At 70.7% G+C, this 12,676-nt stretch carries 10 protein-coding genes; 4 read left to right on the forward strand and 6 right to left on the reverse strand.

The window, feature by feature from the left end; genetic code table 11:
* Positions 1–50 precede the first annotated feature (50 nt).
* The 6 genes from ACFVXE_RS01285 to ACFVXE_RS01310 all read right to left on the reverse strand — a co-directional run bounded on the left by ACFVXE_RS01285 (position 51) and on the right by ACFVXE_RS01310 (position 7,497).
* A complete protein-coding gene (locus tag ACFVXE_RS01285; protein WP_389667971.1) occupies positions 51–1,886 on the reverse strand; it encodes a gamma-glutamyltransferase family protein in 1,836 nt (611 codons plus the stop codon).
* A 65-nt stretch (positions 1,887–1,951) separates the two neighbouring features.
* Entirely contained in the window at positions 1,952–2,908 is a 957-nt protein-coding gene (locus ACFVXE_RS01290) for an ABC transporter ATP-binding protein (RefSeq protein WP_389668091.1), read from the reverse strand.
* A gap of 83 nt (positions 2,909–2,991) precedes the next feature.
* Complete coding sequence (locus tag ACFVXE_RS01295; protein ID WP_389667973.1) at positions 2,992–4,071, reverse strand: ABC transporter ATP-binding protein; 1,080 nt, start codon at positions 4,069–4,071, stop codon at positions 2,992–2,994.
* Positions 4,068–4,967: an ABC transporter permease gene (locus ACFVXE_RS01300; RefSeq protein WP_389667975.1), complete on the reverse strand. Its 900-nt coding sequence runs from the start codon at positions 4,965–4,967 to the stop codon at positions 4,068–4,070. Before ACFVXE_RS01300 ends, ACFVXE_RS01295 begins: the two co-directional genes overlap by 4 nt.
* A complete protein-coding gene (locus tag ACFVXE_RS01305) occupies positions 4,964–5,917 on the reverse strand; it encodes an ABC transporter permease (RefSeq protein ID WP_389667977.1) in 954 nt (317 codons plus the stop codon). The genes ACFVXE_RS01300 and ACFVXE_RS01305 overlap by 4 nt, the downstream gene beginning before the upstream one ends.
* Positions 5,914–7,497, reverse strand: coding sequence for an ABC transporter substrate-binding protein (locus tag ACFVXE_RS01310; RefSeq protein ID WP_389667978.1), 1,584 nt, complete (start codon positions 7,495–7,497; stop codon positions 5,914–5,916). Before ACFVXE_RS01310 ends, ACFVXE_RS01305 begins: the two co-directional genes overlap by 4 nt.
* Positions 7,498–7,806: 309 nt before the next feature.
* Between ACFVXE_RS01310 and ACFVXE_RS01315 the strand changes: the two genes are divergently transcribed.
* The 4 genes from ACFVXE_RS01315 (at position 7,807) to ACFVXE_RS01330 (ending at position 12,395) form a co-directional block, all read left to right on the forward strand.
* On the forward strand, positions 7,807–8,865 hold the full coding sequence (locus tag ACFVXE_RS01315; RefSeq protein ID WP_389667980.1) for an NAD(P)-dependent oxidoreductase: 1,059 nt from the start codon (positions 7,807–7,809) through the stop codon (positions 8,863–8,865).
* 627 nt (positions 8,866–9,492) lie between these two features.
* A complete protein-coding gene (locus ACFVXE_RS01320; protein WP_389667982.1) occupies positions 9,493–10,029 on the forward strand; it encodes a hypothetical protein in 537 nt (178 codons plus the stop codon).
* A gap of 2 nt (positions 10,030–10,031) precedes the next feature.
* Entirely contained in the window at positions 10,032–11,831 is a 1,800-nt protein-coding gene (locus ACFVXE_RS01325; RefSeq protein WP_389667984.1) for a DEAD/DEAH box helicase, read from the forward strand.
* A 3-nt stretch (positions 11,832–11,834) separates the two neighbouring features.
* Complete coding sequence (locus tag ACFVXE_RS01330; RefSeq protein ID WP_389667985.1) at positions 11,835–12,395, forward strand: hypothetical protein; 561 nt, start codon at positions 11,835–11,837, stop codon at positions 12,393–12,395.
* The last annotated feature ends 281 nt before the right edge of the window (positions 12,396–12,676 follow it).

Genomic DNA, 12,676 nt, shown 5'->3' on the forward strand with positions numbered 1-12,676 from the left:
CACGGTCCACCGGGTCCCTGACGACCTGGTCATGACGGGGAGGTGGCCGCTCAGCGACCGACCGCGTACCCCTGCATGCCGCGCGGGTTGGCGGCGGCGGAGAGCACCCCGGTCTCCGGGTCGCGGGCGACGGCGCACATCCGCCCCTCGGACCACGGGTCGCCGACCGTGACCTCGTGGCCGCGGCGGCGCAGCTCCTCGACGACCTCCGGATCCATGCGCTCCTCGACGGTGACGCTGCCGGGCCGCATCCCCCGCGGGAAGAACGAGCCGGGGAAGCTGTCGTTGTGCCAGTTCGGGGCGTCGATGGCGCCCTGCAGGTCGAGCCCGCCGCGGACCTCGGCGCGCAGCGCGACGGCGAGGAAGAAGTGCAGCTGCCACTGGTCCTGCTGGTCACCACCGGGCGTGCCGAACGCCATCACCGGCACCCCGTCGCGCAGCGCGACGGAAGGGGTGAGGGTGGTACGGGGGCGGCAGCCGGGGGTGAGGGAGTTCGGCAGGCCCTCGTCGAGCCACGCCATCTGGAGACGGGTGCCGAGCGGGAAGCCGAGCTCCGGGACGACCGGGTTGGACTGCAGCCAGCCGCCGCTGGGGGTGGCGGAGACCATGTTGCCCCAGCGGTCGACGACGTCGACGTGGCAGGTGTCGCCACGGGTCGCGCCGTTCTCGGCCACGGCCGGCTCACCGGCGCCGTCCTTGGCGACGGTGGGCTCGCCGACGCCGGCGGCCGGGATGCCCATGGCGTCGAAGCCGGACTCTCCGGCGGCCACCGCATGCGCGTGCCCGCTGAGGACCGGGGTACGGCCCTCGGGGCTGCCGGGGCGCAGCTCGCGCGACGCCTTGTCGGTGATGAGTGCGCGCCGCTCGGTGTTGTACGGCTCCGAGAGCAGTACGTCGAGGGGCACCTCGGCGGCGTCGCCGTACCAGGCCTCGCGGTCGGCCATGGCGAGCTTGCAGCCCTCGATGAGCAGGTGGACGTACTCCGCGGAGCCGTATCGGGGCAGTTCGGCGGGGAGCAGGGCGAGCTGCTGGAGGAAGGCGGGGCCCTGGCTCCAGCCGCCGGCCTTGGCGAGCGTCCAGCCGTTCCAGTCGTAGGTGGCGGGCGCCTCGTACGACGCGGACCAGCCGGCCAGGTCGGCGGCGGTGAGCGTGCCGGTGTGGCGGGTCCCGCTGGTGTCCATGGTGGGGCGGGCGGCCTGTCGGACCAGGGCCTCGGCGATGAAGCCCTCGCTCCAGATCTTCCGGGCGGCGTCGATCTGCGCGACGCGGTCGTCGCCGCCGGTCTCCTCCGCCTCGGCTATCAGGCGGCGCCAGGTCGCGGCGAGGGCCGGGTTGCGGAAGAGCTCGCCCGGCTTCGGGGACTTGCCACCGGGGAGGTAGACGTCGGCGGACGACTGCCACTCGGTCTCGAAGAGCTCACGGACGGTCTCGACGGTCTGGCCGACCCGGTCGACGGGGGCGTGGCCGTCCTCGGCGTAGCCGATCGCGTACCGGAGCACCTCGGCGACCGACTTGGTGCCGTGGTCGCGCAGCAGCAGCATCCAGGCGTCGAACGCGCCGGGAACCGCGGCGGCGAGCGGTCCGGTGCCGGGGACGAGGTCGAGGCCGAGCGAGCGGTAGTGGGCGACCGTGGCACCCGCGGGGGCGGGGCCCTGGCCGCAGAGCACCTGCACCTCTGCGTCCTTCGGCGCCAGGATCATCGGCACCTCACCGGCCGGGCCGTTGAGGTGCGGTTCGACGACGTGCAGGACGAATCCGGCGGCGACGGCGGCGTCGTAGGCGTTGCCGCCGTCCTCCAGAACGGCCATCGCGGACTGCGACGCGAGCCAGTGGGTGGAGGACACCATGCCGAAGGTGCCCTGGAGGGTCGGCCGGGTGGTGAACACGGATATGGCTCCTTGTTGCGGTGATGCTGCGTGGTGCGCGCTGTTCGGATCGTACGTACGGGAGGTCAGGCGGCCGCGTCCGGGGCGGTGCCGTCCTCGCCGACGAGGTGGCAGGAGACCTGCCGCCCGCCGGGCAGCTCGCGCAGGACCGGCACCTCGGTGCGGCAGCGGTCGGTGGCGAGCGGGCAACGGGTGTTGAAGCGGCAGCCCGACGGCGGGTCCAGGGGGCTGGGCAGGTCGCCGTGGAGCACGATGCGCTCGCGGGTGCGCTGGTCGACCGGGTCGGGGACCGGCGCGGCGGAGAGCAGGGCCTGCGTGTACGGGTGCTTCGGGGAGGCGAACAGCTCGGCGGTCGGGGCCTGTTCGACGATCTGCCCGAGGTACATCACGGCGATCCGGTCGGCGAGGAACTCGACGGCGGCCAGGTCGTGGGTGATGAACAGGCAGCCGAAGCCGCGGTCGCGCTGCAGGTCGGCGAGGAGGTTGAGGACGGACGCCTGCACGGAGACGTCGAGTGCGGACGTCGGTTCGTCGGCGACGACCAGATCGGGGTCGCAGGAGAGCGCGCGGGCGATGGAGATGCGCTGGCGCTGGCCTCCGGAGAGCTCGTGCGGGTGCCGGTCGGCGTGCTCGGGGCGCAGCCCGACCTGGCCGAGGAGCTCCTCGACCCGGGCCCGGACGGCCTCGCCGCGGGCCTGGCCGTGCAGCTTGATCGGTTCGGCGATGATCTGGCCGATGGTCATGCGCGGGTCGAGCGAGGACGACGGGTCCTGGAAGACCAGGTGGAAGTCCTTGCGCAGGGGGCGCAGAGCACGGCGGGAGAGATGAGTGACATCGGTGCCGTTGATGTGGACGGTACCGGCGGTGGGCTCGTCGAGGCGGACGGCGCAACGGCCGACGGTCGACTTGCCACTGCCGGACTCGCCGACCAGGCCGACGACCTCGCCGCGTCCGATGGTGATCGAGACCCCGTCGACGGCACGCACGACGCCGCCGCCCGAGGCACCGAAGTGCCGTTCCATATCGGTGATTTCGAGCACCGGTGAGTGGTGACCGGGAGCGCCCTCACCGCTGTCGCGGGGTGTGGGCACGGTCTGTGCGGTGGTCACTGTCCGGCCTCCGGGTCGAGTGCGGGGGTGGTTGCGGGGGTGGCGGAGTCGTCCGCACCGAACGGGTGCCAGCAGGCGGCCCGGTGAAGGGCGTCCGTGCCCGCCTTCGTGTCGATGGCCTTGAAGCCGGGCCGGCCGGCCGTGCAGGTGTCGTCGGCGCGGGCGCACCGCGGGGCGAAGGTGCAGGCGTCCGGCTGGCTGTCGAGACTCGGCACCAGGCCCGGGATCTCGGGCAGCCGCCGCTTGCCCTCGCCGCCGGGCCGCAGCACGGCGCCGAGCAGCCCACGGGTGTACGGGTGTCGGGCGGAGGCGAACAGGTCGTGGACCGGGGCCTGTTCGACGGAGCGTCCGGCGTACATCACCAGGACCCGGTCGGCGGCGTCCGCCACCACGCCGAGGTCGTGGGTGACGAGGACGATCGCCGTGCCGAGCCGTTCACGCAGCGACTGGAGCACTTCGAGGATGCCGGCCTGCACCGTGACGTCGAGTGCGGTGGTCGGCTCGTCCGCGATGAGTACGGACGGGTCGCAGGCGACCGCGATGGCGATCATCACGCGCTGCCGCATACCGCCGGAGAGCTGGTGCGGGTACTCGTCGACGCGGCGCAGCGGCGCCGGAATGCCCACCAGGTCGAGGAGTTCGACAGCGCGTGCCTTCGCCTCCTTCTTGGTGAGCCCCTGGTGCCTGCGGAGCACCTCGCCGATCTGCCGACCGATGGTGAGGACCGGGTTGAGCGAGGTCATCGGCTCCTGGAAGATCATCGCGATGTCCTTGCCGCGGACCTTCTGGAGCTCCTTCTCGGAGGCGCCGACCAGTTCGCGGCCGCCGAGCCGGATGGAGCCGCCGATCTGCGCGGTGGGCGGGAGCAGGCCCATCGTCGCCATCGAGGTGACGGACTTGCCGCACCCCGACTCCCCCACCACGGCGAGCACTTCGCCGGGTGCGAGGTCGTAGGAGACTCCGTCGACGGCGTGCACGGTCCGGGTGTCGGACCGGAAGGACACCGACAGGTCGCGGACGCTGAGGACGGGCTCGCTCACGGAATCCCGTACGGGTTCGAGGACGGTCTCGGTCATCGGGTGCCTCCACGGGGGTCGAGGACGTCACGCAGTCCGTCGCCGAGCAGGTTGAAGGCCAGCGTCGCCGCGACGATCGCCAGGCCGGGGAAGACGGCGAGCCAGGGCGCGGGCGCCAGGAAGGACTGGGCGCCGGAGAGCATCACACCGAGCGACGGGGCCGGCGGCTGGACGCCGAGGCCGAGGAAGCTGAGCAGCGCCTCACCGATGATCGCGGCGGGGATGCCGACGGTCGCCTGGACGATCAGCGCGGAGGTGGCGTTGGGCAGGATGTGCCGGAACAGCACGGTTCCGTCGCCGCCGCCGTTGGCGACGGCCGCCGCGACGTAGTCGACGTGCTTGAGCCGCAGGGTCTCGGCCCGGGTGATGCGGATGACGGCGGGGATCTGCGAGATCCCGATGGCGATCGTGGCGTTGGTCAGCGACGGGCCGAGGATCGCGGCGAGGCCGACGGCGAGCACCAGGAACGGGAAGGCCAGCATGGTGTCGGTGAGCCGGGAGACGGCGCCGTCCGCGAACTTGCCGTAGTAGCCGCCGACCAGGCCGAGCGGCACGCCGATGACGAAGGCCAGCACGACGGCGACGACGCCGACCTGCATCGAGGCCCGCGCCCCGTACACGATGCGCGAGAGCTGGTCACGGCCGAGGTCGTCGGTGCCGAGCCAGTGTGACCAGTTGGGCTCGGCCAGCACGTTCCCGAAGTCCGGCTTGGCGGGGTCGTACGGGGCGATCAGCGGCGCGAGGAGCGCGGCGAGGATGAAGACCGCGACGATGACCGCGCCGATCAGGGCGAGCCGGTTCTTGCGCAGGGCGCGCAGCTTGCCGCTGCCCGTCCGCCTCTTCGTCGTCTTCTTCGTCCCCGGTGTGGTGAGGACGGGGGTGGTCGCTGTGGTCACCGGGCACCTCCGAGCCTGATGCGCGGGTCGATGACCGAATAGACCACGTCGACCAGCAGATTGATGAGGATGTACGCGGCGGAGGTGCAGAGCACCACGGCCTGGAGTGTCGCGTAGTCGCGGGTGAAGACGGCGTCGATGGTGAGCTTGCCGAAGCCCGGCAGGACGAAGATCTGCTCGGTGACGACGGCGCCGGAGATCAGATGGCCGAGCTGGAGGCCGAGCACGGTCACGACGGTGACGAGCGAATTGCGCAGCGCGTGTCCGCCGACGACGGCCCGCCGGGACAGCCCCTTGGCGCGGGCCGTGCGGACGTAGTCCGCGGAGAGCGAGTCGAGCATCGCGGCCCGGGTCTGCCGCATCACGACGGCGGCGAGTCCGGAGCCCAGCACGATCGACGGCAGCACCATGCGGCGCAGGTTGTCGAGCGGATCGGTGCCGAACGGTACGTAACCGGAGGCGGCGAACACCGGGATGGCGATGGCGAATCCGAGCACCAGCACGATGCCGAGCCAGAAGGTCGGGATGGAGAGCCCGATCAGCGCGATGGCGTTGGCGAGCCACTCCTCCGGCTTGCCTCGCCGCACGGCGGCGACGATGCCGGCTCCGATGCCGAGAACCACCGCGAACACCAGGGAGAGCGCGGCGAGTTCCAGGGTGACGGGCAACGCCTGGCCGATGGCGTCGGCGACCGGGAGCCCGGTACGGGAGGAGGTGCCGAGGTCGCCGGTGAGGGCGTGGCCGATGAACCGTCCGTACTGCACGACGATGTTGTCGTTGAGGCCGTAGGCCTCACGGATCGCGGCGAGCGCCTCGGGGCTGCGCTCCTCGCCGGCCAGGGCGAGCGCCGGGTCACCGGGCAGCGCCCGGATGCCGGCGAAGACCACCATGCTGACCAGGACGAGCGTGATGAGGGACTGACGAAGGCGCGTCAGCAGGTATTTCGTCATCGGGCGTACCCCGCAGTCTTGACCCGGACCAGGCCGTCGCCGTAGACGCGAACGCCCGCGACGGTCTTGGTGGTCACGACGTAGTTCTTCTGCCGGTAGAGGTAGATCATGGTGTGGGCATCCTGAACGCGCTGGGTCAGCTCGTTGTAGATCTTGGTGCGCCGGGCCGGATCGGCGATGGAGCGGCCCTCGGCGATCAGCTTGTCGATCACCGGGTCGGAGAGTCCGTAGGCGTTCATTGCGCCTGCGGTACCCAGGAAGTTGGAGACGTTGCCGTCGGGGTCGAGCCGTCCCGACCAACCGCTGGTGAACACGTCGTAGTGCCCGGCGTCGGTCTCCGAGAGCATGGTGGCGTACTCGGTGGGCCGCAGCGAGAGGTCGAAGCCGGCCTCCTTGACCATGGCCTGGAGCACCTGGGCGACCCGCCCCGATTCCGGGGTGGTGGAGGTCTTCAGCTCGATCTTCAGCGGGGTCTTCACCCCGGCTTCCTTCAGGAGCTTCTTGGCCTTGGCCACATCGCGCTTGGGGCAGTCCTGCGGCTTCACGCCGGGGGCGATGGCGGACTGCGGGGAAATCGGGCCACAGGCCGGTTCGTACATGCCCTGGAACACGACCTTGTTGATCAGATCGCGGTCGATGGCGAGCTCGAACGCCTCGCGGACCCGGACGTCGCGGGCGATCGGGGTGTCGAGCTTGCCCGGCTTCTTGCCGAGGCCGTACACGTTGCCGACGTTGAGGCCGATGCCCTGGTAACCGAGCGAGGGCGAGTTGAAGAGCTGCAGCTTGGACTCGGTGAGGGCGCTCTGTACGTCGACGGGCGCCATCTGGTCGCCGACCTGGACGTCACCGGAGCGCAGGTTGGCGAGCCGGACGTTGCCGTCGGGGATGGGCTTGTAGATGACCTGGTCCAGGTGGACCTTGTCCGCGTCGTAGTAGTTGGGGTCCTTCTTCAGCACGATCCGGTCGCCGCCGACCCGTTCGACGAAGCGGAAGGGTCCCACGCAGGAGGGGTGGTTGGTGAAGTTCTTCCCGTACTTCTTGAGCGCGGTCGGTGACATCACCATCCCGGCCCGGTCGGCGAGCACACCGGTGAGCGGCACATAGGGGTGCTCGAGTCCCATCCGCACGGTGTACGGGCCGGTGGCCTCGATGGACTTGACCGGGGCCAGCTCGGTGCCGCGCGCGGATCCGGGCAGATCACGGTGGCGCAGCAGCGAGGTCACGACGGCCTTGGCGTCGAGCCGCGTGCCGTCGCTGAACTTCAGGTCGTGGCGTACCTGCATGGTGACGGTGCGGCCGTCGGCCGAGGTGGTGGGCATGGCGGCGGCGAGCTGCGGCACGAGCGCGCCGCTCTCGTCGATGTCGTAGAGCTTTTCGCACATGCCCGCGAAGACCGTCCGGCCCACGAGCGTCTGGGCCAGGCTGGGGTCCAGTTTGTCCGGGTCGGAGTTGAGAGCGACGGTGAGCGTGCCGCCGTCGCGCACGGACCGTTCATCGGTCTTACGCACACCGCCGACCTCGGTCGCCGAGGACTGCAGCGATGCGCATCCCGAGGTGAGGGACACCAATGCAACTGCCACCAGGGCAACCGCTTTTCGGCGCACGAGGATTACCTCCCGCAGAGGGTGATCAAGGAATATCGCAGACCGTATTTCGCATACAGTCCGCAAGGCAAGAGCGGTTCCCACATATCGGACGGATTTTGTTGACGATCCGGTAACGGTGCGGATACGGAGGCCCCGAATGGGTGGTTCGCCCCGAACCGACCCCCTCGGCCGGCCGTCACGCGGGCGGCACGGAACGACGGGAGCGGGCGGCGCCGGGGGCGCGGAGCGCTCTCCCCGGGACCCTGGACCGCAGTAAGGTCCGTCCCCTGGGAAGGGAGACCGATGGAACGGCTGCGGGTGCTGTTGCTGGACGCCGCTCCCGGCGAGCTGCTCGACCGGGAGGTGGGGCGTCTGCTCGGTCACGGGCTGGCCGTCACCCTGAACCTCCGGCGGGTGGCCGACAGGCCGGCGGCGCGGGCCGCCTGGGCCGGGCGCGTGGACTTCGCCGACTTCGACGCCTTCGACGAGCCGGCGCTGATCGCCCAGACCGTCCGGGACGGGTCCGGCTACCACGCGGTCAAGTCCCGCGCGGGTGTTCCGCTGCGTGCGGCTTTCCTCGCGGCGGCGACCGACCCCGCGCTGACCGGGCGGCTCCGGGTGATCGGCCGGGCCGGCGCAGGAACCGACCACGTCGATCTGGACTCCGCAGCACGCCACGGTGTGGCCGTCACCCACACCCCGGGTTCCAACGCGAACGCGGTCGCGGAGTTCGCACTGGCCCAGCTGCTCGCACTGACCCGGGATCTCCCGGCGCACAACGGGGCCGCGCATCAGGGGCGCTGGAGCGCACCGGCCGCCCCTGCGACGGAGCTGTCGGAGCTGACGCTGGGCGTCATCGGGCTGGGCCGGACCGGCCTGGCCCTGGCCGAGCGGGCGACCGCGCTGGGCCTGGCGGTCCAGGGCTTCTCGCGGCGCCCGGCCGGGGCACCGGTGCCCCGGGCCGAATCCCTCACCACCCTGCTGGCCACCAGCGACGTGATCTCCCTGCACCTCCCGCTCACTCCGCGGACCAGGAACATGATCGGTCGGGCGGAGCTGGCACTGATGCGTCCGGGGTCGATCCTGCTGAACACCGCCCGGGGTGAGATCGTCGACGAAGAGGCGCTGGCCGACGCGCTGGGCGATCCGGCGCACCCGCTCGCGGCGGCCGCCGTCGACACCTTCGCACATGAACACGCCGCCTTCGCCTCACCGCTGTTCGGTCTGCCGAACGCCCTCCTCACCCCGCACGTGGCCGGGATGACACGGGCCGCCATGTCCGTGGCGGCCGTCCGGTGCGCGGACCACATCGCCTCCTTGCTGGCCGGCCGCCCTGACGGGGTGCCCGTGGTGACCGCCTGATCTCGTCACCGGAGTTTCGGCACCGCGGAGATATCCCGGCCTCCTGAAAAAGGAAAGGCATGCCGCCGCAGCGGAATCACTCCGCAGGGCCGTCCCGAATCATGTGCTTTCGATCTCCCCTCACCCGGGCGCGCCTCTCGCTTCTCCGTGCATACACCCAGAGAATTCCGATCCGCTGACCCGGGTGAATTCCGAATCTCTCATTCGATGGATACACGGGAAAGAGCGTTCGGCCTGCTGAACCGATACGCCGAAAGAGCCGCCCGTACGGGGTAGCTGTCCGGGTACGCCGCCACCGTTCCCGACAGCCCCGACAAGGCCCCTGGCGGGAGCGGGCCGCCGATACGGGAACCCGGAGCGAGGTGCCGCATGCTCGGCTGGGGCACGAAATACTCGCGAGGTCAAACACCGGGACAGGATTTGACAGGGCGCTGTCGGCATGGCCTCGGGGGCCCTGCTCGACCGGCAGTCCGCTACTTGCTCAAGAATTGACACAGAACGTGGAGACATGCCCTCGGCAGCGCCCGGAAATCGACAACTGTTTCCGAGCACCAGGGAATTGACACATGCCTGACGGTTGCCTACGGTCCGCTCGTCAGGATTTCCCGATCGCGTCCGAAGGTATTCATGACTGCATGCGCGTTACCGAAGTTCGGGCGGCAGCTGATTCTTGCCGTTCTCATGGTGTGTTCCCTGCTGATCTGGCTGGACAACACCGTCTGCACACTGCCGTTGGAACGGGCCGGCAGCGTCATCGGGATCGCCGTCGGCGGCACGATCATGTCGATCGTCTACCGGCGCGCGATCGAACCCTCCTTGGACGGCGTGCCCGGAGCCGTAGAGGATCAGGCGCGGATCTCCGCCGAACAGGCCCGGCCCATCGCCAAGGCCACCGACCGACCGGCCCTCGTGCGCTCCGCCGAGGAGGCGTTCGTCCACGCCATGCACGTCGGCGCGGTCTGGATCATGCTCGTGGCGCTCTTCGGGGCGGCCGTGCTGCTGATCGCCCTGCGCTCGGCCAAGAAGCCCACGGCGTCCGTACGCGAGGCGGAGTCCGTACAGGAATCCGGCCAGGAAGCCGCTCCCTCCGCGACCGGTACGGCTCTCCGGGCCGAGGCCGACGACCGCCTCGCCCGTGAGGGCGAAGAGTTGGGCACCCACTGACCATGGCAACCAGGCAGGAGCTCCCCGCCGCGCCGTCGGACAGTCAGGCCACGTACCTGCCGGACCGTCACATGTTCGCCCTGTGGACCTGGTCCGGCGGCACCGTGGGGGCGGCCCCGCCGGTCGGTGACATCGAGACCCTCCCCCTGGCCGTCCCGACGCCGGACCTCGGCAGGCTCAAGGTCTCCGACGTCGACTGCGCGCTGATCGAGCCCGACCGGCTCACGGACACCCCCCTCGACGCGCCCGGCCTGTCCGTGGACGTCTGGCGGTCGTGGATCGCGGGCGGCACACCGGCCCTGCCGGTCGCGGCACACGCCGTGCCCGACGCCACGGGTGTCGCCGTGACGACCGCAGAGCACGCCGCCGCCGTCTTCCGGCACACCACCGCCGTGGCGGCCGAACTGCGCACCACGCTCACCGCCGCGCTCCGGCCGTACCAGGTACGGGGTGTGAGCTGGCTGCGCGAGACCATCGCCGCCCACAGCGGCGCGGTGCTGGCCGACGAGATGGGGCTCGGCAAGACGCTCCAGACCATCGGCTGCCTCGCCGGGCGCGCCGAGGAGGGGCCGCAGCTGGTGGTCGGCCCCACGTCACTGGTCGGGAACTGGGCGCACGAGATCGCCCGGTTCGCACCGGACCTGCGGTCCGAGATCTGGCGCGGCGGCCCGCTGAAGGCGATGGAGCGCGGGACGGTGGTGCTTACCGGCTATCCGACCCTGCGCACACACAGCCCGGCCATGGCGGGGCACCGGTGGACCACTGCGGTCTTCGACGAGGCGCAGGTGCTGAAGAACCCCCGCACGCAGGTGTCGAAGGCCGCGCGCACCATCGCGGCCGAGGCGCGGATCGCCCTGACCGGAACACCCGTGGAGAATCATCTCGACGAGCTCTGGGCCCTGCTCAATCTGGTCGCCCCGCATCTCTTCGCGAACCGGACGCAGTTCCGTCGCCGCTTCGTCCGGCCGGTCGCGGACGGCTCCCCCGCCGCCTCCGCCCGGCTGCGCGGGGCCATCGAGCCGGTCGTGCTGATGCGGAAGAAGTCCCAGGTCGCGAGCTCGCTCCCGCCCAAGATCCACGCGGACCTCATCTGCGACCTCACCGAGGAACAGCAGCGGCTGTACGACCGTTTGCTGGAGCAGGTCATCGACGACGGGTTCGGCAGCGGCGCCCGGCGCCAGACCAAGGTGCTGGCCGTCCTGACCTCGCTCAAGCAGGTCTGCAACCACCCGGGCCTGATCACGGACGACCTCGATGAGCTGGCAGGGAGGTCGGGAAAGCTCGACCTGTGCACCGACATCGTGGCCGGCAACCTGGAGAACGGCGATCCGACCATCGTCTTCACCCAATACCGGCAGACGGGTGAGGTGCTGATCCGGCACTTCGACGAACAGTTCGGCGTGCGCGCGCCGTTCTTCCACGGCGGTCTGAACCAGAAGCAACGGGCCGACATCGTCCGCCGATTCCAGGCCGACGACGGTCCGAGGGTGCTCGTTCTCAGCCTGAAGGCAGGCGGCACCGGGCTCACGCTCACCCGGGCGGCCGACGTCATCCACTTCGACCGCTGGTGGAACCCCGCCGTGGAGGCGCAGGCGTCCGACCGGGTCCACCGGATCGGCCAGACCCGCACGGTCACCGTCACCACCCTGACCACGGGAACCACCATCGAGGAGCACATCGCGGCCATGCACTCCCGGAAATCCGCCCTCTCTGACATCGCCGACCTGTCCAGCGTGGCCGAGCTGACCCGTCTGGACGACGACCGCCTGATCGAGGTCCTGCGGCGGAAGCGGGACAACTGACCCATGGCCGACAACGAATTGGGTTGCACGATATGGGGGAAGGACTGGGTCCGGTTCGCCGAGTCCCTGCGCCAGACCCGCCCGAATACGCAACTGCCGAGCGCGCGCCGGATGGCGTGCGACGGGAAGGTGCAGATCACGTTCGACGGCCGGACCGTGCGCGCCGTCGTGCGCCGCGGCCGCGGCACCACGGTCACCACGATCGAGGTGGCGCCGATGTCCGCCGGGACGACGGCCGAGGTCTCCCGCCAGTTGAGCGGCGCCCAGCCCGTCCTGACCGACGATCTGTACGTCGCGATCACCGACGCGGGTCACGCCCCCGCACCGGAGCTCGTCTCCGTCGACTGCTCCTGTCCGGCGGCCGGCCTCCGGTGCATCCATGAGCTGGCCGTCTACTACGACATGGCGCGGCGCATCGACGACGACCCGCGCATCGCTCTCGATGTTCAGGGCTTCTTCCATGCCTCGGCGGACACCTCCGAGGCATCCACGTCGGCGACACCGCAACGATGGATCGCGCTCAACGCCCTTGACCCCGCCGCCTATTTCATCGTGGCGGAGTAACCCGGGTCCCGCGCGGCAGGCAGAGGAACACGCACCTCCGGCACGGGTCCGGCCGAGGCACGAACACGGGCCGGATGCCCCGCTCGCCCAGTCGGCGCGCGTCCCCGATCTGCACGCCCTTACTGCGCATCTCCGTAGCGCGATCGGCCAACGGCTCGGTCGCCCGTCGGGTCGGCTCTGTAATAACCTGCCCTCGCGTAAACGATGTTGAGGACTGCGGTCTGCCGGTGCCAGCCGGTGAATCTGCACTACGGGCCCCATCCACCGTGGCTTTCCTCGCC

The sequence above is a fragment of the Streptomyces sp. NPDC058231 genome (genome assembly GCF_042882275.1).
Taxonomy (GTDB): Bacteria; Actinomycetota; Actinomycetes; order Streptomycetales; family Streptomycetaceae; genus Streptomyces.

Excerpts from the sequence above, each read along its gene's own strand:
- ACFVXE_RS01290 (WP_389668091.1), bottom strand. The coding sequence starts at position 2,908 with ATGGAACGGCACTTCGGTGCCTCGGGCGGCGGCGTCGTGCGTGCCGTC.
- ACFVXE_RS01295 (WP_389667973.1), bottom strand. The coding sequence starts at position 4,071 with ATGACCGAGACCGTCCTCGAACCCGTACGGGATTCCGTGAGCGAGCCC.
- ACFVXE_RS01305 (WP_389667977.1), bottom strand. The coding sequence starts at position 5,917 with ATGACGAAATACCTGCTGACGCGCCTTCGTCAGTCCCTCATCACGCTC.
- ACFVXE_RS01315 (WP_389667980.1), top strand. The coding sequence starts at position 7,807 with ATGGAACGGCTGCGGGTGCTGTTGCTGGACGCCGCTCCCGGCGAGCTG.
- ACFVXE_RS01320 (WP_389667982.1), top strand. The coding sequence starts at position 9,493 with ATGACTGCATGCGCGTTACCGAAGTTCGGGCGGCAGCTGATTCTTGCC.
- ACFVXE_RS01325 (WP_389667984.1), top strand. The coding sequence starts at position 10,032 with ATGGCAACCAGGCAGGAGCTCCCCGCCGCGCCGTCGGACAGTCAGGCC.
- ACFVXE_RS01330 (WP_389667985.1), top strand. The coding sequence starts at position 11,835 with ATGGCCGACAACGAATTGGGTTGCACGATATGGGGGAAGGACTGGGTC.